The organism is Maribacter polysaccharolyticus, from assembly GCF_028882255.1.
In the GTDB taxonomy this organism is placed as follows: domain Bacteria; phylum Bacteroidota; class Bacteroidia; order Flavobacteriales; family Flavobacteriaceae; genus Maribacter_A; species Maribacter_A polysaccharolyticus.
Window position 1 is genome coordinate 657,688 of sequence record NZ_JARBUY010000004.1, and the last position, 19,867, is coordinate 677,554.

Annotated in this window: 18 protein-coding genes; 5 read left to right on the forward strand and 13 right to left on the reverse strand. The window is 40.1% G+C overall.

The window, feature by feature from the left end:
• Nucleotides 1-62: 62 nt before the first annotated feature.
• Nucleotides 63-830, forward strand: coding sequence for a DeoR/GlpR family DNA-binding transcription regulator (locus PHU20_RS15440; protein WP_274826289.1), 768 nt, complete (start codon nucleotides 63-65; stop codon nucleotides 828-830).
• Between the two features lie 141 nt (nucleotides 831-971).
• Here PHU20_RS15440 and PHU20_RS20165 read toward each other — a convergent pair whose 3' ends face one another.
• Complete coding sequence (locus PHU20_RS20165; protein WP_420828680.1) at nucleotides 972-1,067, reverse strand: hypothetical protein; 96 nt, start codon at nucleotides 1,065-1,067, stop codon at nucleotides 972-974.
• A 2-nt stretch (nucleotides 1,068-1,069) separates the two neighbouring features.
• A complete protein-coding gene (locus tag PHU20_RS15445; protein WP_420828681.1) occupies nucleotides 1,070-3,205 on the reverse strand; it encodes a glycoside hydrolase family 97 protein in 2,136 nt (711 codons plus the stop codon).
• A gap of 246 nt (nucleotides 3,206-3,451) precedes the next feature.
• Here PHU20_RS15445 and PHU20_RS15450 point away from each other — a divergent pair, with 246 nt between their 5' ends.
• From PHU20_RS15450 to PHU20_RS15460, 3 genes are all read left to right on the forward strand, one after another.
• On the forward strand, nucleotides 3,452-4,489 hold the full coding sequence (locus PHU20_RS15450; protein WP_274826290.1) for a sensor histidine kinase: 1,038 nt from the start codon (nucleotides 3,452-3,454) through the stop codon (nucleotides 4,487-4,489).
• Complete coding sequence (locus PHU20_RS15455) at nucleotides 4,486-5,175, forward strand: LytR/AlgR family response regulator transcription factor (RefSeq protein WP_274826291.1); 690 nt, start codon at nucleotides 4,486-4,488, stop codon at nucleotides 5,173-5,175. Before PHU20_RS15450 ends, PHU20_RS15455 begins: the two co-directional genes overlap by 4 nt.
• 103 nt (nucleotides 5,176-5,278) lie before the next feature.
• Complete coding sequence (locus tag PHU20_RS15460; RefSeq protein ID WP_274826292.1) at nucleotides 5,279-6,736, forward strand: DUF3500 domain-containing protein; 1,458 nt, start codon at nucleotides 5,279-5,281, stop codon at nucleotides 6,734-6,736.
• Between the two features lie 58 nt (nucleotides 6,737-6,794).
• On the opposite strand, the gene PHU20_RS15465 is transcribed toward PHU20_RS15460, so the two are convergent.
• Nucleotides 6,795-6,980: a hypothetical protein gene (locus tag PHU20_RS15465; RefSeq protein ID WP_274826293.1), complete on the reverse strand. Its 186-nt coding sequence runs from the start codon at nucleotides 6,978-6,980 to the stop codon at nucleotides 6,795-6,797.
• A gap of 266 nt (nucleotides 6,981-7,246) precedes the next feature.
• Between PHU20_RS15465 and PHU20_RS15470 the strand changes: the two genes are divergently transcribed.
• On the forward strand, nucleotides 7,247-7,999 hold the full coding sequence (locus PHU20_RS15470; protein WP_274826294.1) for a Type 1 glutamine amidotransferase-like domain-containing protein: 753 nt from the start codon (nucleotides 7,247-7,249) through the stop codon (nucleotides 7,997-7,999).
• 180 nt (nucleotides 8,000-8,179) lie between these two features.
• On the opposite strand, the gene PHU20_RS15475 is transcribed toward PHU20_RS15470, so the two are convergent.
• The 10 genes from PHU20_RS15475 to PHU20_RS15520 all read right to left on the reverse strand — a co-directional run bounded on the left by PHU20_RS15475 (nucleotide 8,180) and on the right by PHU20_RS15520 (nucleotide 19,715).
• Nucleotides 8,180-10,792, reverse strand: a complete 2,613-nt coding sequence (locus PHU20_RS15475; RefSeq protein ID WP_274826295.1) for a M14 family zinc carboxypeptidase — start codon at nucleotides 10,790-10,792, stop codon at nucleotides 8,180-8,182.
• Nucleotides 10,793-11,147: 355 nt separating this feature from the next.
• Complete coding sequence (locus PHU20_RS15480) at nucleotides 11,148-13,199, reverse strand: hypothetical protein (protein ID WP_274826296.1); 2,052 nt, start codon at nucleotides 13,197-13,199, stop codon at nucleotides 11,148-11,150.
• Nucleotides 13,200-13,332: 133 nt separating this feature from the next.
• On the reverse strand, nucleotides 13,333-14,079 hold the full coding sequence (locus PHU20_RS15485) for an SDR family NAD(P)-dependent oxidoreductase (RefSeq protein WP_274826297.1): 747 nt from the start codon (nucleotides 14,077-14,079) through the stop codon (nucleotides 13,333-13,335).
• A 72-nt stretch (nucleotides 14,080-14,151) separates the two neighbouring features.
• Nucleotides 14,152-14,715: a TetR/AcrR family transcriptional regulator gene (locus tag PHU20_RS15490; RefSeq protein ID WP_274826298.1), complete on the reverse strand. Its 564-nt coding sequence runs from the start codon at nucleotides 14,713-14,715 to the stop codon at nucleotides 14,152-14,154.
• 322 nt (nucleotides 14,716-15,037) lie between these two features.
• Nucleotides 15,038-15,718 carry a hypothetical protein gene (locus PHU20_RS15495; protein WP_274826299.1) on the reverse strand — a complete coding sequence of 227 codons (681 nt, stop codon included), beginning with the start codon at nucleotides 15,716-15,718 and terminating at the stop codon, nucleotides 15,038-15,040.
• A gap of 116 nt (nucleotides 15,719-15,834) precedes the next feature.
• The gene (locus PHU20_RS15500; RefSeq protein WP_274826300.1) at nucleotides 15,835-16,215 is read right to left on the reverse strand and encodes a VOC family protein; all 381 of its coding nucleotides are present in this window, start codon (nucleotides 16,213-16,215) and stop codon (nucleotides 15,835-15,837) included.
• Between the two features lie 243 nt (nucleotides 16,216-16,458).
• Nucleotides 16,459-16,998: a hypothetical protein gene (locus PHU20_RS15505; RefSeq protein WP_274826301.1), complete on the reverse strand. Its 540-nt coding sequence runs from the start codon at nucleotides 16,996-16,998 to the stop codon at nucleotides 16,459-16,461.
• 248 nt (nucleotides 16,999-17,246) lie between these two features.
• Nucleotides 17,247-18,173 carry a family 43 glycosylhydrolase gene (locus tag PHU20_RS15510; RefSeq protein ID WP_274826302.1) on the reverse strand — a complete coding sequence of 309 codons (927 nt, stop codon included), beginning with the start codon at nucleotides 18,171-18,173 and terminating at the stop codon, nucleotides 17,247-17,249.
• Between the two features lie 211 nt (nucleotides 18,174-18,384).
• Nucleotides 18,385-19,176 carry a GNAT family N-acetyltransferase gene (locus PHU20_RS15515; protein ID WP_274826303.1) on the reverse strand — a complete coding sequence of 264 codons (792 nt, stop codon included), beginning with the start codon at nucleotides 19,174-19,176 and terminating at the stop codon, nucleotides 18,385-18,387.
• Nucleotides 19,173-19,715, reverse strand: a complete 543-nt coding sequence (locus PHU20_RS15520; RefSeq protein ID WP_274826304.1) for a TetR/AcrR family transcriptional regulator — start codon at nucleotides 19,713-19,715, stop codon at nucleotides 19,173-19,175. Before PHU20_RS15520 ends, PHU20_RS15515 begins: the two co-directional genes overlap by 4 nt.
• Between the last annotated feature and the right edge of the window lie 152 nt (nucleotides 19,716-19,867).

The following is a 19,867-nucleotide window of genomic DNA, read 5'->3' on the forward strand; positions in this document are numbered from 1 at the left end:
AGTTTTGTTTCCCCTTTATTTAGTTGCGTTTATCCCGTATCTTTGTACAAAACGAAACTCAAATGCCACTCAATATCATAGATCGCCATAAGCTTATTTTAGGCAAACTCGAGACCGATGGATTTGTAAATGTCAATGACCTCAGCAAAGAGTTCGATGTTTCTTTGGTAACCATTCGAAAGGACCTAAAGCTTCTTGAAGAAAAAAAATTGTTGTTCCGCTCACATGGCAAGGCCATTCCCGTGAATCCTTATATTTCGGAAAACCCGGTAAATGTCAAGGAAAAAATACATGCCAAGGAAAAAAACAAAATTGCGATTGCGGCTGCCGACACCTTGGAACCCCATGACAGTATCATCATTGCCTCCGGTACCTCGGTCATTGAATTCGCCAGGCATATCCAACCCTTGGAAGGGCTGACCGTATTGACGGCTTCCTTGAACACGGCCCTAATCCTGGCGGAACACAAAGATATCGATGTCATGCAGTTGGGGGGCATCGTACGATCGAGCTCTTCCTCCGTAATCGGGCCCATAGGTGAAAAGATGTTATCGGAATTCACCTTCACCAAATTGTTTTTAGGGGTCGATGGGATCGATTTGGACTATGGTCTTACGACCACGAATTCGATGGAGGCATCCCTGAATAAGGAAATGATAAAGGCATCGCATAAAATCATTGTTTTGGCCGATTCCTCCAAATTCGGGAAAAAGGGCTTTGGAAGGATCTGTGGCCTTGATGAAGTAGACCAAATCATCACCGATTCGGGCATTGATGAAAAAACCAAAAATAGGCTCATGGAATTGGGTATAGCGCTGACCATCGTCTAAATCCCTTATCTCATACGGTATTGACCCTTATTCCCTTGTCAATGGCCCAGGAAATCGGGATATAGGCACCCCATGAACCGTTTCAAAACTTCCGTTACGTTCCCAGTATAGGATTCCCGCCTTCAAAAGTACGGTTGCCTTTTAAATCCCCTTAGGGTTGGCCCCTATCCCTTGAACGCATCGAAACCGGGGCTTCGGCCACTGAATGATGGTTTTTATACGGCACACGGGAGCCATTTTTATTCTTGTGGGACGATACTGATGGCCGTACCGCCCCCTTCGGCCAACTGCAAGGTAAGTTTCGAATCTTTGGTAACCGTGATCGTATCAATCGTTATCGCTGTCGGATTCGTATTCCAATGGGCATCCTCGGCATCTTTATAAATGGTCGCCGTATAGTTCTTGCCGTCATCAAGAAAATCAAAGGCCACATCCAATGTCCTTGCATTTTCATCGGTTATACTTCCCAAAAACCAGTTGTCGGTATTCCGTTCCTTACGGGCAATGGTCACATAATCGCCCACTTCCCCGTTCAAAACCTTGGTTTGGGACCAATCCACACCCACATCGGTAATGAACTGGAAAGCAGGATGTACCTTTCCGTCCTGCATATAATGCTCCGGTAGGTCGCAGGCCATTTGTATGGGACTGTAGATCACCACATAAAGGGCCAACTGTTGCGCCAAGGTCGTATTCACCTGATTTTCTTTTTTATAGTCGTCGAATTTTATATTGAAGACCCCTGGGGTAAAATCTATGGGTCCGGCCAACATTCGGGTAAATGCCACCGTGGGCAGGTGGCTGGGAGGATTGCCCCCATCCGTAGCCCACGCATTGAACTCCTGTCCCCTTAACCCCTCACGGGAAATCGCATTGGGGTACGTCCTTCGTTTTCCGGTGGCTTTGATCGGTTCATGGGCATTGATGGCGATCTCCTTTTTTGCTGCCTCTTCCAATACCTTATGGTAATGGTTGACCATCCATTGCCCGTGATGGTATTCCCCTTTGGGAATGATTTTGCCCACATAACCCGTTTTAACCGAATTGATGCCATTGTCCTTCATGAAATCATAGGCGACATCCATTTGCTTTTCATACGTTCTCGGGGCGGCCGACGTTTCATGGTGCATGATCACCTCAACCCCTTTTTCCTTGGCATACGCCATTACCGCATCAAAGTCATAATCGGCGTAAGGGGTCATAAAATCGAATACCCCTTCACGATCCTCGGTATTTATCCATTTGTCCCAGCCCGTATTCCAACCTTCCACGAGCAATCCCTTAATCCCGTTTTCCGAAGCGAAATCTATGTATTTCTTGGCGTTTTCGGTAGTGGCCCCATGTCTGGAAGAGCCTCTTTTCCCCGTAGTAAAGGTGTTCATGTCCTGGCTCCCTTCAAGGTCCCAGGTAGATTTGCCGATGTGCATTTCCCACCAGATACCCACATATTTCATGGGCGTAAAATAGCTGACGTCCCCAATGGCATTGGGCTCGTTCAGATTCAGGATCAACTTGGATTCAATGAGGTCACCCGCTTTTTCCGCGATCTGTATGGTTCGCCAAGGGGTCTCGAACGGCAACGTTATCTTTGCCTTGGCCTTTAAAATATCGGACCCTACCAATTCGCTGGTCATCAAAAGGTCTTCTTTATGTACCTTTAAGGTCATCCCGGAATAATCGGTTAGGTCCGCTTCATGGAAACTCAGGTATAGGCCATCGTCCGTTTTCATGGTTACCGGTGTGTTTACCGCATTTTCCGGAATATACGTGGCATTGAGGTTTTCATGGCCACTAAGACCCAGAGCGTCGATATCGGTGAACAAGGTTTCGTTATACAGGTGTTCGTAAATATCCCAATCGCCGGGAATCCACCAAACTTTATGGTTTCCGGTTAAATTGAATTGGGTGTTTTCATCGGTGATCACGAGTTCCTTTATGCCTTCCTGTTCGGGAAACGCATACCGAAATCCGATACCATCATCATAGGTCTTGAAAATTATGTCCCATTTCCGGTTTGGGGCCACTTCCTCTTCCAAACTGATCTTTAATGCGTTATACCGGTTTTGTACTTCGAGCTGTTCCCCCCAGGGCATCTGCCATGTTTCATCATGGTCTGTCAATGTCGTGGCCACGATTTTGAAATTGTCCTTAAAAGCCTTTCCGTTTTTAAATTCAAATCCTACATAGGAAGTATCGATAACCGTTTTATCATTATAAAACACCCTATAAAAAGGTCTTCCGGACCCATTTACGTCAAATTCCATTTTTACCTTCCCATCGGGGGAAGAAACACTTTGATCATGTACGACCGTTGAATTACAGGACATTAGAAATAGCCCAAAGACTACCGCTAAAAAATTCATATTCGATTTCATCTTATATATGGTATTGGTTTCCTAACCTATGGTTTTGACTAACTAAGATACTATAATCTCCCCATCTTGCTTTAAAACGCATGGATAAAGAAGTGTTACACGGCAAAACAATAGGCATTTTCCGCATTACCCGCCCTAAAAGAATATCGACGACCATGCTGCCTATGCTTCCCTATCCCCGATTATACCATAGCAAATCCTCATACATTCATTATATTGTCCACTTAAAGCCAAATGAATTTTAAATTGAAAAACAAAAATAAAATCATCCATGGGCTAATGGCCTTATTTATTCTCAGTGTCCCTATTTTCAGTTCTCCGGATTTTGACAAAGGGGTTGCCCTGTTCTTGATACCGCCGTTTTTGATCAATTTTTCTTCCTATGTTTTGATGACGGGGTTCTTTTTTCTCCACCATTACCTACTGTTCCCTAAATTATACCATAAGAAAAAATGGTGGTCGTATATTTTAACGGTCCTAGTTTGTTGCTACCTTACCTTTTCCCTGCCGCAACTCGTGCCTTTAATGGGTGGGGCAACTGCCGACCCATCTTTTCCCCAGCCTGTAATGGAGCCATACCAAAAGGGTTATTTTTTTAGGATGATCTTCTTCAATAATGGCATTGTATTCCAGTTTATCGCTATTTGGTTGGTATCTTTATTCATAAGTCTACGCGATTGTTTACGGGTTGCCGAAAATGAGAAATTAATGGCCGAGGTCAATTTCCTAAAAGCCAAAATACACCCCCATTTTTTGTTCAATACCCTGAACAATATCTATTCTTTGGCACTCACCAATTCCCAAGAAACACCGAACTCCATATTAAGGTTATCCCATTTAATGAGGTATATTGTAACCGAAAGTGCCAATAAAAAGGTGTTGTTGTCAAAAGAAATCGAACATATACAAAATTTCGTGTCGCTCCAAAAGTTGCGGATGAATGACAACAACACCTTGGATCTAAAAATAAACGGCCGTCCCAAGGACCAAATGATCGCCCCCATTATCTTGATCAATTATATCGAGAATGCCTTTAAATATGGTATAAATCCGGAGCTGAACTCGAAAATTGATATAGCGATGGATATTGATGATGCCCTACTGACCTTAACCGTTAAAAACGACATCGTGGTAAACCGGGAGCAACTAAAAAAACAGGGGACCAAGGAAGGGATGAAGAACAATCTAAAACGATTGGACATTTTATATCCGAACAAATACACCCTCGATATCGTGGATACCCAAACTACGTATTCCTGCACACTTAAATTAAATTTATCATGATCAGGGCGGTAGCATTGGATGATGAGCCCTTGGCCCTTGAGGTAATAAGAAAATATTGCCGGGATATCGCCTATATCGATCTGGTGCAAACCTTTACCTCACAGGATACGGCGATTGCCTATTTGGACCATTCCCCCGTGGATTTGATTTTCCTGGATATCCAAATGCCCCAAAAAAACGGCATTGAACTGTATACCTCCCTCACCCATCGCACCAAGGTCATCTTTACTACTGCCTTTAGCGAATATGCCGTTGACGGATTCAACCTTAACGCGACCGATTACTTACTAAAGCCGTATTCTTTCGACCGTTTTTTAACGGCCATTGAAAAAGCCGGTAAGGCGCTTGCCCTTGAACATCAAACAAAAACCGACCAGGGGAACCTCAGCATCCGAGCTGATTATAAATTGCACCATATCCCTTATCAGGACATTCTCTTTATAGAAGCCTTGGATGATTATATCAAAATACATCTTGACAATCAACAGAAAATAGTGGCACGCCATACGATGAAAGGCATTCTTAAAAAATTGCCCCCACTTCTGTTCAAAAGGGTGCATCGATCCTATATCGTTTCACTCAAAAAAATAAATGCCCTGAATAAAGACCGTATTGCCATACAGGGCTACACCATCCCCATGAGCAATACCTATAAAAAGGATGTTTTGAAAGATTTCAACAATTAGAACCACTTTACCTCAAAATCAAGGGCACTTACCTCAATTATTGATCTTCATAGGCCATTCTGTTTATTTTGCCCCTTTTTTGTGTTCAGCTAAAAAATAACAAATGATGAAAAAAAGCAGTTTACATAAGGTTTTGATTGCCAGTGCATCCCTATTGGCCTTCTCGTGTGGCGGCAGTGATGATAGTGATTCAAGTTCCGATTGTACCGAAAGTACGTGGTACCAAGATGCCGATGGGGACGGCTTGGGGAACAGTTCCGTTTCCGTAACCGCTTGCGAGCAACCCGAGGGTTACGTTTCCAATGATTCCGATTCCGATGATACCGACGATGGAAGCACTTCGACAACGGCTTGCAATACTACAGGGGAAGAAAGTCAATCCACGAATACCGAAATAGAGACGATGCGTGAAGCCATGGTCAGTTTCAGGAGTTCTTTATCAACGACCTTATTGGATGAAGCTTCGGTGTGTTTGGATGACGAGCGTTTCTACCTTTGGCATAATACCCCGGCCAATAATGACAATAGGGACGGCATTACCTACGGCGACCTATCGGACTCCCAGTTAACGGCTTTCAAAGATATCCTACAATTATTTTTAAGTTCGCAAGGGTATCAGAAGGTATATGAAATCACCGAACTATCGGAAGGATGGTTGAACAATGTAATGAGCAATACGTGGGATCCCGACTTTTATTCGATCGATATGTTCGGAGACCCTGAAACCAGTGGTTCTTGGGGTTTTCAATTGGATGGCCACCATTGTGTCGTGAACTTTCTGGTACATGGCGACAATGTTTCCATAGTACCGGCCTTTTTAGGGGGCGAACCCGCTGCCGATACTTGGAATGGGGAAGATTTTGATATTTTTTCCGATGAAAGGGACCTGGCCCTTACGCTGTACAATAGCCTTGATGCCACCGAACTTGCTTCCGCTTCCACAACATCCACTTCCCACGCTTTGGAAGTCGGGCCTGCCGACCAAAACGGTGATCCCGATCCCTATCGTGGCACCTATGATTATTCGGGTTTTGCAACCGGACTGAAATATTCCGAGATGTCGACCACGGCCCAGGCCAATCTGCTATTGGTGATGAAAGAATATGTTTACAATTTAACCGATAGCTTTGCCGATGTTTGGTGGACCGATATTATGGACAATATCGACGACACCTATTTCGTATGGATAAATGATACGGGTACCACGCCCACGGCAACCTCGGAATTCTATTATCGGATTTACAATCCCTATTTATGGGCCGAATTCAACACCGAAGGTTCTACCGGCGCCAATGCAGCTACAATTGCCGATTATAACCATGTGCATACCATTACCCGGATCCCGAATAACCCGACTACCGATAATGGCGGGGATTATGGCATTTTTGCTTATTTGATCAACCAAGATGGCCCAAAAACACTTTTGGAGCATTACGCCTTAGCGGATCATCATAAACAAAGTACCTTCAAATTTGATTATACGATAAAGACAACATCCTTATTGGATGCGGACCATGGCCATTCGCATGGCCCTTCCGGTGCACACCATCACGAAGGGTGATCAAAAACCATGACTTTTTTATAGCAAGGCCTCCTTATCCAAAAATAAGGAGGCCTTTTTACCGTATCCCGTTTATTCGATACCCCTTGGTTCCGGTTTTACCGAACATCCGAAAGTCATCAACGGCCATACCCATCTCATGATCGATGTGTTCGGGGAAAGGGGAAACACTCCAGATCCGCCCTGGGCATGGGGTCTTTAGCTGGAATTTCGCCTGGGAGGTGGAAGCCATCGTGAAGGTCATCGAATGGGGATTCGATCCTTAGGGGCCCTGGGCCGAACCTCAGCACAGGGTATTCAGGCGTTAGGTTGATCCCCATCGGTTGCTTACTTAATGCTTCAGGGATAAAGGTAACCCCATCGCTTTGTACGAAAATGGCACTCCCCTTACCGCCCCCTTTCTATAGTTGTTGCCTTCCGAAAGCCATTAGGTTTCGTTTTATTTCCTAAATTAGGGCTTTACATCACCACCGAACTTTAGTTTAACCTTTTATACCCATCAAAAAACCAATGAAAAAAATCCTCCTTTTACTTCTTGTATCCTTTTATTTTACCGGAAATACCCTGGCTCAAGACCAATATATCTTCCCATATGGTAGCGGACCCAGCAAATCGTTCATTAAGGAAATCATCAAACTGACCGGCAAGGAACGGCCCAAGATCTGCTATTTGCCCACCGCCTCGGGGGATAGTGAACGCAGTATCATACGATGGTACGAACTGGTGCACGACCTTTCGGTAGAACCCTCGGTACAGCGGGTTTGGATCAGCTCGTACAACCAAAAGGTTTCTTTCGAGGAAACCCTGCTGGGTATGGATGCCATTGTCGTAGGCGGAGGCAATACCCTTAACATGATCGCCATTTGGAAAGCACAAGGTATTGATACGGTGCTTAAAAAAGCCTTGGAAAAAGGGATCGTTTTGGCCGGAGGAAGTGCCGGATCGCTATGCTGGTTCGAAAACGGCACCACCGATTCGCGCCCCAAAGCACTCAGTGTCGTGGAAGGGTTGGGCTTTCTTCCCTTTAGCCATTGCCCCCATTATGATAGTGAGGAATATCGCAGACCGTTATACCACAAGAATATCGAAAACGGCATCTTTAAGCCCGGGTATGCCATGGACAACCATGCCGGCATCATTTTTAAGAATGGGGAACCGTTTAAGGTGGTATCGATGGATGAAAAACACAACAGCTATTTTGTTTCCCTGAAAGACGGTAAAATCGTAGAGGAAAAACTCGAATCGGTTATCTTAAAAGAGTAGTCGGTCTTCCTCAAGGTAGGTCTATAGCCTTCAACCCTGCACCAAAACAAGTTGCTTGGGCGGGGCATGCCCAAGATACACCTATTCACCTTTACACTTTCATACAATCAAAAAGAGAAGCCCTGGGGCTTCTCTTTTTGTTCTATTTACATACGATCCTATCGTTTGGACCCAGACTTCCTAATCGGATGCCCCTTCATAGATCGTATTGAAGATCAGCTTGTAAGTGGCCCTGGGTTGTGCCCTGAACTGTGGCCTGAAAGCGAACAATACCACGGCACCTTGCCCGTATTTGGCCTTGACCATAGCCGGTTTTTTGGCGATGTATTTATCTTCGCCCATGGCCCAACCACTCATCAGCAGGTCCTTTTCCGCATAATTGGCAATGACCTCAACCTCGGGAGCGGGTGCATCTTCGATCTCTTCGGTACCCCCTTCTCCTTTTTTCGCTTGTTTGTCTATCACAAAAGCACGGCTTTTATTAAAGGAAACCGCCACGGTATCCTGCATACCGAACGCCAACGGATGGGTCGTATCGAACCCGGTTTTGATCAAGGAGCCCGGAATAAAGAACTTTTTGCTATCGACCCCTTCGGTGGCATCTTTCAGCGGTAATCCGAATTGTTCGATCACAAAATCACTGGCTTCGTCGAAAGCCATTAACGTTCCCCCGTTTTCAACATAGTCGCTTAAGGCCACGGAACCTTTAAGCCCTATACCTCCCGTAAATTTTTCGGGCATTTTCAAAGTGGAGTGCCCGTGTAAGATCGATTTCGCCTTTTGGGAAGGAAGTATCACCACGTCGTATTTTGAAAGGTCTACGGTTTGGATATCCCTATCGTGCAAGGTATCGGTTTCAAAGGCATATTCATCCATGATAAAGCGGGTCCACCCCTCATCCATGTTCGATACCCAAGACTTGTACAGTCCTACTTTAGGCCGGTGTACTTTGGTCATTTCCACTTTGGGGTCCGAAGATAAACCGGTAACCCCAAGTCCGTATGCCTTGGCTAACGAATCGATGGAAACACTGCCTCCCGAAACGATATAAGAACCGGCAGGAAGGGTTGTTTTTCCCGATTTAAAAGCTGCTTTGGTCTTGAATGCGGTACCGCCCGCCTTCAATATTTTGTTGGTAACGATCACGGAGGCATTGGAATTTACACTCAACGCATACCCGAAGGAAGCTTTACCACGGACATCGCCTTCGTAATAATCGACCAATCCGGAAACTTTCTCGGTGGCGACATCAAAAGATTCGGCCACTTTATCCACGGTGATCCCCATTTGTAGGGGAAGCGTCCACCCGGCCAAATCGTAAGGGGTATCCGGTGGGCCACCCGGGTATTGGAAACGGGTGGGGTACTCCTGTTTTTCCAACAGGTCCATCAAATAAGGCCGAAACGCCTGGGCGGTATAGATCACATAGGAACCGGCGGCATACTTTTTACCGTTGGCCTCAAAGGCCTTGGTGGCTTTTTCTATTTCAATACCCCCGCGCAGCAATACATTTACCAGGTTCACCGACTCAAAAGCATCCCATTGCTCCTTTCCGATGATATAGGCAAACGGACCTTCGGTTTTGGACTCTTCAATGGCCGAAGCCCCCATTTTGTAGATGTTGTATAAATAGTTGCTCTTGCGGTCCGCCGCCAGGTCCAAGGTGGCCCAAGTGGCGGTAAGCATATAATCCACGGCATCCCTGAAATGCGATTCCCCCCCTTTCCATGGGTCTGGGTACATGATATCGGTACCATCGGTAGGGGTACCCCCGGCAACCGTTTTGGGTAGTTTTTCCGGATCATAGAATCTTGGTGTAGGGGTGGTGTGCCCGGTCTCGGTCAAGATACCGATCATATTGTGGTAATAGGGAACGGTACGGCCGCCGCCGTTCCAGAACATGGTATAGAAATTATCGGCAATGGCCCCCGGCATATCCTCCAATGAAAATCTTTTGGTCATGGCCGAACCCACTTCACTTACGCCGGCCGTAATGGCAGGATGTATTTTTGGGTTAACGGGATCCGCATAAGGGGGAAGGGAAATCTTTGTCCATGGTGGGGAAGATTGGTGGTGGTTGTATACGATCTGCGGGTACCATTCATTGTAGAGTACCTTGGTAACGTTATAGGTCTCTGGCATGGTATTCATAAACCAGTCCCTATTATTATCGTGACCCATATAATAATGGTAAAGTACCGGTGGTCGGGAAGTTTCGTAGGCCGTACCCATATTCTTGCGGTACCAGTCCACTACGATGTCCAATCCATCGGGGTTCATGACCGGCATTAAGAGGGTAATGACATTTTCCCGTATTCTTTTCATTTCGGTGGTTTCGGAAGTGGCCAAGGTATAGGCCAACTCGGAAGTCATTTGGCCATGTGCCAATTCGGTAGAGTGCATGCCGCCATCGATCCATACGATCGCTTTTCCTTCCTCGGCAAGTTGTTGGGCCTCTTCATCACCGACCTGTACGCGGGCCAGTTTTGTGCTGATGTCTTTCCATTTCTCCAATTGGGACAGGTTTTCCTCGCTCGAAATGAACAAGAGGTACATTTTTCGACCTAAAACGGTGGTCCCGATTTCCACTTTTTTGACCCTGTCGGAGGCATCGTCGAGTTGACTTAGGTAATCTTCGATTTGGCCATAATCTGCCAATTTGTAATCATCGCCCACCCTAAAACCATATACATCTTTGGGGGAAGGAACATTTTGGGCCATGGACATGGGAAGGCATGACATGGCCAGTACAAAAGCCAGAATGACCTTGTACGTAGCATTTTTTGTAATCATTTTTGAATTGGTTTGAATTTTGAAGAAAATTAAGGAATAGTACAGAAGAAATTAAACGTTTTGGGCATGATCATGGCAAAACATTGTATTATTCACAAGTCTGTGATCAAAAGGACCTGATTTTATCAATTTATCGCCTTATGGCGTTTAAAAGGGGATTTCTTTGCCAAGGCTGCATTTTACTAAGGATTCCTGTGGTTGGTGAATTGGGGGAACGTAGGTTGGGGGGATTAATAGGATGCGGAGCAAGTTATATCAAAAGCAAATAAGTGGTTTACGTAAAAAATATTAAATAAATTTTAGAGAACTGGGCTAGGGCTTTTCATAGGATACGTTGTTTTACACGGTTATTATATTAATTCAACATTTTTCCATTCTCATCAAATAGTTTAAAGCTTTTATATGATGTTGATAGAAATGACTTTTCTTCTTTAGTCATTAAGTCTTCGAATTTATAACCAGGCAATTCAAAGTCTTTTGGAATTCCTAAAACCAGTAAGTTATTATTTTCCAATAAAACAAAGCGGACATATTTTCTTTTCGGAAATGACACATAAAGAGATATTGCATTTTCAAAATTCAATTCATCTACTAATTCCTTTGGCATATCTTCGGTCACTCTGTTCCTAACATTTACAAATGACCGATCTGTTGTGAATTTTATGTAAACCTTATTTTCTATATTATCATTGATAATTTGCTGTAGGAATGAATGTTCCTCAACTCGAGATTTCAATTCATTTTTTTTGTCAATAAAATTCTGAAGTGGTGTGATTTCCTCTCCGATAGCCATTATTAAGTCATAAATAATTTTTCCATCAGAGTTTTTGTCCATTAGTTCAGCTTGCCAACAGTCTCCGTCGAAACTGTAAGAATTAATGTTTGCAATTAAAGAGGATTTGATATCAAATTTATCTAACGTTTGCTTTTCACGATAAAGTAAATCGTATAATTGTTTGTTAGGGTTTTCAATTCTTGATTTTATTTCTTCCGGTAGAAATGGAATTATATTTTCAAAGTCTTTTTCTAACTGAATTTTCTTGATACTGTCTTTTACGAAGTATTGATAATTTTTGAGCGTGTTATAAAAATGAAGTTTATTGAAAGCATCGACTTTATTGTCTTTAATTATTTGGAAAGTTGTATTCTCGAAATACTCTTGTTTGTCAGAATTTAAGTTCGCATATGCTTTTGCTATTTTGCTACCGTCTGAAAAATAGTGTTTACGAATTGAATCCTTAATTCTTACGTTGGAACCCAATAATATTTTGTCAATATCCATATCCAGTTTAGCAAGCTCTTCGATATAAGTTTTTCTAGCATTAGAAGCAATATTGCTATTTGCATTTCGAGAAACATTATCATTCATAACGTTTAAGAATGACTTAATAAAAACCTCCCAGTTTTGGATTTTGGAAGCCAAACTTGCAATTCTTTTCTGTTGATTGACTGGACCATTATCAAAACTACAAGTTCCAACCTGTCTATTTTGTCTCATTAATTCCAAACCTCTTTCTTTCGAAATCAATTGTGCGGTAAAGTCCTCTAAATCTCCATTAGAAACTTTATTTTCTTCTGCATATTCTAACGCTTCAAATAAGAGATTTTTGAAATTATGGTCATTAGCATAAAGACTATCTGCAAATTTTTCTTTTTTGGATTGCCACTCATTTAATTCCTTTCGTCGGGTAATGAAGTCTTGCTCTTTTTTGTAAGGCGGCTTGTTGGTTTTTAGCTCGTAGTAATTTACTAATGAGTCAATGATAGTTCTTTTGTATGCTCTAAATCCACTCGACTCACTATCACTATCGTAAAAAACAGAAGTTTCTGGTTTAACAATTATATCTGCGTAGTTAATCCAATCTGAAAGTGTTTTTGGAAGGTTAATTGATTTAAATTCATTATTCAAATAAAAGCCACGAATTGTGGTTATGCTATCCCTTTTGCTTGTATAACTAGAGTGAAAATGTTTTAAATTATTTTGGTTCAGGGAATCATTAAATGATAGTTTAATGCCGTGGTTCTGGTTGTTCGCAATTTCAAAAGATTTTATTTCTAATTTCTTTTCATTTTTATAATCAGAATAAACGTTTTTTATTACCAATAAATCATTGTCAACTTGTAGTCCTTTGAATTTATTTTGTAGTTGTTTTAGGTCCTCTGATTTTTTTAATTCAGCAAGAAAATTTTTTGGGTCTTTTGTAATGATTTCGAAATAACTGGCTGATGTCTGGGGTAGTGAGTAAAAATTAGGTGTTTCACTTTGACTGTATTCCTTTTCCAAGTGTTTTATGATGGAATCAAGTTTTGGAATATCACTTTCGCTAATTATTGAATTTTGACAGAAAATATTTCCTGAAATTAATAATGATAGTAATATGTAGAATGGTTGTTCGTTAAGATACATGGTTTAGTATAAAAGCAGTAGCGGATTAAAAGCTACAACATTTCGAATAGCAACAAGATACTTAATTTAAATAAATAGCGGTTTGAGATTACTCCCAAACCGCTATTGCTTTTATACATTGTTTTGTGCTTTTTTAATTTCTTCCAGCCATAATTCCTCCGTCAGTATCCCAGATTGCCCCAGTAACCCAAGAAGCTTTATCTGATAGTAAGAAAAGAATACTATTAGCAATATCATTTGGCTCACCAATTCTGCCAATTGGATGGAAGCCATTGAAACCAACTAAGGCTTCTTTAGCTTCTTCTTTTCCACCAAATACTCCGTGATATACTGGAGTGTTTACAACAGCGGGAGATACAGCATTAACTCTGATGTTATCATCTGCTAATTCCATTGCTAAATGCTGTGTTAAAGAATGTAGACCCGCTTTTTGCATAGAGTATGCGGAAGAAGGAGTCGCTTTAACAGCTTGTTTAGCCCACATAGAGCCCACATTTACAATTGAACCACCATGGGTAGCTTTCATTTTTTTAGCGGCACTTTGTGTAATAAAAAAGAAACCTCTGTTTAAATCTAGATACGAATTGTAATCTTCCATGGTGTGGTCAAGAAATGGTTTTGGACCAAAAATACCCGAAGCATTTACTAAATAGTCTAAGTTATCTAATCGATCAATTTTTGAGATTAAAGAAGAAACTTCTTCTGTGTTAGAAATATCTGCAGTGTGCTTAATAAGATTTGGTGCATCTTCTATTTTGTCCACATTTCTTCCTACAATATGTACAGTAGCACCTTCTTTTAATAAGGCATTTGTTGTTGCATTACCAATTCCGCTTGTACCTCCAATTACTATGGCGACTTTGTTGTTTAAATTTTTCATTTTTTACTTACTTATGATTATTAATATTTAATTTATAGACAGACAAGTCTGTCTATTTTTGTGTAAATTTTTTTAAGTTATTAATGAGGAACACAAATTCTTTGTTTCCTGTATAGGCCATTTTTTTTGATGTAAATGACTTTCACTTACAGCACTTTCGTACAGTAAATAAATTTTTCTTGAAAGTGAACTTATTTCTTCCGTTTTTATTTCTTCTAAATTATTCGCTATGAGTTTTGAAATAAGTTGAATGAAACTATTTTTCTGTTTTTGTATTTCATTTCTAATTACTTCGTTATCACTTGGTATTTCCGAAACGGTTTTAATACACCAACAACCATTAAAATCTTTAGTTTGAAAGAATAATTCAAGGAAATCAAAGATAGCAAGTATCTGTGCTTTTCCTTTAGGTTTAGAAGTTACAAAAGCTTCAATATCCTTAATAAATGATGCATCTTTAAAACGCAGATAGGCAATACAAATATCTTCTTTAGATTTAAAGTGACTGTAAAGTGTTGCTTTTGCTATGCCCGCCTGAGAAATAATTTCATTTATTCCAGTAGAATTATATCCATTCTTATAAAATAAGGATGATGCCGTTTCTATGATTCTATTTTTTATTTCGGAATGTTTCACAATGCAAATGTATACAAATATTTTAAAAACAGACAAGTCTGTCTATTTTTTTTTGAATTGCACATAACTTGTGTATATACGTGTAAAACATCACGTTTACCTGCCCCATAGGCCTATAACCGTTTCAACTGCAACTTATTGCCTTTTGAGCGATAATCCTTACAGATATCTGTAAAACGGGCACTTTTTTTCGGCATTGGCAGCAACCCCAATGAAAATATCGGTTTTAGCCTTTGGTCTGGCGATAGGGTGGTGTACCTGAAATTCGATTAAAAGCGGTTATAAAAGTCCGTGTTTTAGGAATTAAAGGCTTGTGCAACAGTTACCGGTGTTGTGCGTTCGTTTTTTGATTCCGATCGATTCGACTGAAATTGATTCCTATCAATAAAAACACAAAAGGAGCAATTACGGCATATCCAATAATTCCGATATTTCTAATTTGCATATCGTTAAAAGGAACTCCAAGTATTCCAATAAGACTTAAGACTCCTGAAATTAACAATAGGGCTCTTATCGTTTTCTCCATTTTTCCATTATTGAATATTGGAGCGGCGAATAAAAATGAAAGTGAAAAGAACCAATCCCATGCGAGAATATCCAATATGTATACAACAGATGGCCATTTAAATGAAATGAGTAAAGTCAAATCGTCTATTGTTGTAGTTTCAAGTTGATTACCCATAGTGAGTACTACAAAATGAACACTTGAGGTAATTGCCGCCATAACAAACATTGAACACAGAGCAAAAAGACTTTGTAATTTATATTTTGCCGAAGCATGATAATGAACTGCGATCATACTTATCGCCATTAATAGGGCAATTATGATGGCAAGCAATTCCATTAGTGTAAAGTATGGGTCTCCGATTGGCTCTTCAGGAGAGCTCAAAGATAGAAAACCAAGAAATGTAATACATACATATACAAGTCCGAACAAGAAGGTAATCCAGCAAGTAATCTTACCTATATGGATGTAATCTTTATTTGCATTTTCAATCAGCATAGCTTTAAAGTTTTGATTGTCAAATGACGCACTTCGGTTTGGCTATGAAGCGTTGCTGTCTTAGAGGGCAGCAATGATTTTATAGCTTTTGTTGTATGTAGGCTTTCTATTTTTCATTATGCCCATGGATCGTATGAACCAAAATTCCATATATACCCTTCCGGATCTTGACAACTGTATCCACGACCACCATAGTCCTCGTCTTTAATATCCAATATTATTCTTGCTCCAGCTGCAACTGCCCTACTATAATGGGCATCGATTTCTTCAACAATGACATACGGGGTTTGCGTATTAATCCCATTTAGGTCTTTTGGCGTCTTGACGAATTGACCAAATTCATTTTCATTTTCAGACCCTAGCATGATCATAGCATTGCCGAAATTTAACTGTGCATGGGCGATAGTTTCATTCTCACCTCGGACAACCAAATGCTTTTCAAATCCGAAAGCACCACATAGCCACTCAATTGCTGCCGGAGCATCTTTGTATCTCATGGTTGGAATTATAATAGATCCATTTTGTTTCATTTAACTTCTATTTTATTATTTATTTGTGGCTTACACACACAACCTGTGTATACACGTATAAAACACAAGGTTTACCGGCCCCATAGGCTTTTAACCGTGCCACTGCAACGTATTGCCTTTTGAGCGATAATCGTTACGGATAACTATAAAACGGGCACTTTTTTCCGGATTAAAGGCTTGTGCAACGGTTACCGGTGTTGACAACTGGCTTTACCATTTTATGGTTATATAATATTCCAATATTCTTAAACCAATAAAAATTCCAAAAGCACTTAAAAGTTTAATGAATAATTTCATTTTCGGTTGCTCAATCTTATTCGACTCTAATAATACTTTTATACCTCTGATCAGTTTTTCCTTATTCAGCCACAAAATAATTAAAATCAATATTTGATATAGAATAGCAGCTTTCAATGCTCCTAAATTAACTCCAAAATAGATGTCTTGAAAAATTACATTTACCAATATAGTTGATGTAAATAAGCAACCGATAATTCGGGTTTTTTTGATAAGAATAAGAATTCCGCCAATTATTTCAAAAATACCTAAAGTCATGGCAAATGATTTTGAATAACCATAAAAAGCCCACATTAATTCCATTCCAGTCAATTCCGAAACAGTTTTGTCAATTTCAGCGGCTCCATCAAATTGAATTAATTTAGCTCCTCCATAAATAAACATTGCCAAAACAACAATCCAACTGATTGCATTTTCAAATATTTCCAATTTATCTTTTTTATTCAAATTCATTTCTTTTTGAGTTCTGATTTTTGCTTGTTGCCAACTTGTTTATAGTACTGTACAATACAAGGTTTACCTGCCCCATAGGCCTATAACCGTTTCAACTGCAACGTATTGCCTTTTGAGCGATAATCCGCACAGATAGCTGTAAAGCGGGCATTTTTTTTCGGATTAAAGGCTTGTGCACTGGTTACCGGTGTTAGGCAAAGTACTTATTAGAGTTCCAGTATTTTTCTTAAATTATGTTTCTTCTCTATTTAGTTTTTGTCCAGGGTGTAAACAATGGGCTCTATTGTACCATCTTCACGGAAACTTATTTTTTCAAAACAGGCCGATCGACGGTGTTGAGACCCATCATTAACATCTCCTCGATGATAAAAGAAATACCACTCCCCGTTAAATTCAATTACCGAAGCATGATTAGGTGAATCTGGAGAGTTTGGTGCCAAAACCCCTTCATAGTTTGCAAACTGTGGCAGTGGCGTATCGGCCATCCAATACTTGGTAACAGGACCTACTCTGGCATGGAAGTAATATATTCCATTACGTTTAAAAACATGTACCGCTTCAGATACGGTTTCTTCTGTTAATCGTATCCATGAACCATCCAACTCCACCATATTATCTTTTAATTTTACTCCCATAATATGCTTTCCTGGAATATCTAAATCTACCTGCTTTAAATCATTTCCATACATATAAACTTGACCATCATCATCTACAAATACTGTAGGGTCAAATATTTCCGTGATTTCCTGTTTGTGAAACTCTTCCCATGGGCCAATGGGGGTTTTGCTTCTAACCACTCCAATTTTCCATCTAAAAAAAGGGAAATAATAATAGTACCAACCATCTTTAAATGCTGCGTCAGGAGCATTCATCTGTCCGTAACTCCAGTCAAACCCACGTGGTTTCAATACCACTCCATGATTAGTCCATGTTTTCATATCAGGTGAAGATAGTATTGCATAGTCTTGCATGGTTTTATACGATGTCGCTCCTTCGACATCTCTGGAACAATACACATAAACAGTGTCGTTATAAACCTCTGCAGCAGGATCGGCAGCATAAATAAAACCCGTATCTTCTTTATGTAAAATTGGATTTTGAGCTTTGCCGGTACTACTGAACATCAATAAAACAAGAACTACATTTATTTTGGACATTCTTATTTTATAAATCATTTTTTAATATAACTGGTTGATATTAATTTCTGAATTCAAAGTTATAGTGTCACAAACTGTATTTTGCCTAACGATAAATTGTATGGGTAGGGGCAGAATGCATGGCACTTTCCTGTCAAACCGCTACGCAGTTTGAGCGGGCTACAAACCTTGAAATTTAGCACTTGCCCCCCTATTACTTATACAAAAATGTAGTGCTTGGTACTTCTTGTTAAATATCGTCTTTAAAATTAATATCAAAAATTATATTCGAACAATAGAAACCTGATTTTTCAATTGCTTTTCTCGAAGCGATATTATCCAATGTTGTTGAACAAATAGGTTTTCTACCTGTTTTCAACACCCTGTTTACTTGCATTTTCATTATTTGTGTTGCAAGTCCTCTACCTTGAAAGTTGCGATTTACTATAATTCCCAAATCTGCAATTTCCGGTTGAGAATCGCTCATTCTGCATTCACTTGTTGCTACGATTGTTTCAGCTTCCTTAAGCATAAAAATCTCATTTCTTGATACCAGGTTCTCCGTATAACCAAAAGTGTCGTCCATACCAACTTGTTCTTTAAAAAATGATTTGACTAAAGGAATGTCGTCAGTTGTTACCAATTCGATATTTAGGTCGGTGTTAACCGCTACTTCTTTATTTAAATGCTGAAAACAAAAGGTGTTTGTCTTAACTGATTTTGAATGGAACATACAAGCATTAAATGCAATAGGTTCATTGGTACTCAGACTTGATGTTTTAATTAATTCGTTTGAGATTAACTCTTTAATCACTTTATCCATCAATGATAGATAGTTTTTAGTTAGGAATATTTGCGTCAAACATCCTTCATCATTAATGCAGCAATACCCTAAAGTTTCTTTGTCTTCAATAAGATAATGCTGGGATGTACCTATGTAAAGCTGTTCCCACATTGCATCAATGGGAGCTTTTAATGATTTGTATAACTGTGACCTAAAATCATTAATTGTTTCCGTAATATCCGTTTTTATGAAATTCATTGCAATACGTATTTTTTAATTATCTGTTTTTTAACTTGTTGTAAAGGGAAATCTTCATAAATCCCTAAATAATTTAAAGCTATTCCGTCCAATTCAGCAATGAACATATGGCTCAAGACCAATGAATTCTCCATATCTATTTTATCAAAAATCTCCTTAGTTTTTTTCAATATAAAAGATGACCTTTCTTGAATTAAGTCATCCAAGACCTTTCTGGTGTTTGGTTGAATCATGACATTCATATTAAACTGGAAGAATAGCTTATCCGATTCCAGTTGCGAAAAGAAGGATTCCAATAATTCAGCGAGTTGTTTGTTTGGAGTTTTATTTTCATTATCAACGCTGTTTATTTCAGCAATCAATTGCGTTGTCTTCCGAAAAATTTCCCTTAATAATCCATCTTTCGACTTAAAATGATGGGAAATTAACCCTTTGGAGACATTTGCCTTTTCGCATACCACCGACAGTGGCGTATTCTCGTAGCCTCTCTCTGAGAATAGTTTAGTAGCTATTTCTATTAATTGTTCTCTCTTATCCATAAAATAAATTGGCCTAAAATTGACTGACTGCACGTGCGGTCAATACAAATGTAAAAACTTTTTATTTGTTGGCAAGCAATTTCATTTATTATGGAGTTTTAATGGGTTCGGGGAGTCTTAATGGTATTAAGCACAATTTGTTTATAGCACTG

Coding starts and splice junctions, on each gene's coding strand:
- PHU20_RS15440 (WP_274826289.1), top strand. CDS start 63: ATGCCACTCAATATCATAGATCGCCATAAGCTTATTTTAGGCAAACTC.
- PHU20_RS20165 (WP_420828680.1), bottom strand. CDS start 1,067: ATGGCTCCCGTGTGCCGTATAAAAACCATCATTCAGTGGCCGAAGCCC.
- PHU20_RS15445 (WP_420828681.1), bottom strand. CDS start 3,205: ATGAAATCGAATATGAATTTTTTAGCGGTAGTCTTTGGGCTATTTCTA.
- PHU20_RS15455 (WP_274826291.1), top strand. CDS start 4,486: ATGATCAGGGCGGTAGCATTGGATGATGAGCCCTTGGCCCTTGAGGTA.
- PHU20_RS15460 (WP_274826292.1), top strand. CDS start 5,279: ATGATGAAAAAAAGCAGTTTACATAAGGTTTTGATTGCCAGTGCATCC.
- PHU20_RS15465 (WP_274826293.1), bottom strand. CDS start 6,980: ATGACCTTCACGATGGCTTCCACCTCCCAGGCGAAATTCCAGCTAAAG.
- PHU20_RS15470 (WP_274826294.1), top strand. CDS start 7,247: ATGAAAAAAATCCTCCTTTTACTTCTTGTATCCTTTTATTTTACCGGA.
- PHU20_RS15475 (WP_274826295.1), bottom strand. CDS start 10,792: ATGATTACAAAAAATGCTACGTACAAGGTCATTCTGGCTTTTGTACTG.
- PHU20_RS15480 (WP_274826296.1), bottom strand. CDS start 13,199: ATGTATCTTAACGAACAACCATTCTACATATTACTATCATTATTAATT.
- PHU20_RS15485 (WP_274826297.1), bottom strand. CDS start 14,079: ATGAAAAATTTAAACAACAAAGTCGCCATAGTAATTGGAGGTACAAGC.
- PHU20_RS15495 (WP_274826299.1), bottom strand. CDS start 15,718: ATGCTGATTGAAAATGCAAATAAAGATTACATCCATATAGGTAAGATT.
- PHU20_RS15500 (WP_274826300.1), bottom strand. CDS start 16,215: ATGAGATACAAAGATGCTCCGGCAGCAATTGAGTGGCTATGTGGTGCT.
- PHU20_RS15505 (WP_274826301.1), bottom strand. CDS start 16,998: ATGAATTTGAATAAAAAAGATAAATTGGAAATATTTGAAAATGCAATC.
- PHU20_RS15510 (WP_274826302.1), bottom strand. CDS start 18,173: ATGATTTATAAAATAAGAATGTCCAAAATAAATGTAGTTCTTGTTTTA.
- PHU20_RS15515 (WP_274826303.1), bottom strand. CDS start 19,176: ATGAATTTCATAAAAACGGATATTACGGAAACAATTAATGATTTTAGG.
- PHU20_RS15520 (WP_274826304.1), bottom strand. CDS start 19,715: ATGGATAAGAGAGAACAATTAATAGAAATAGCTACTAAACTATTCTCA.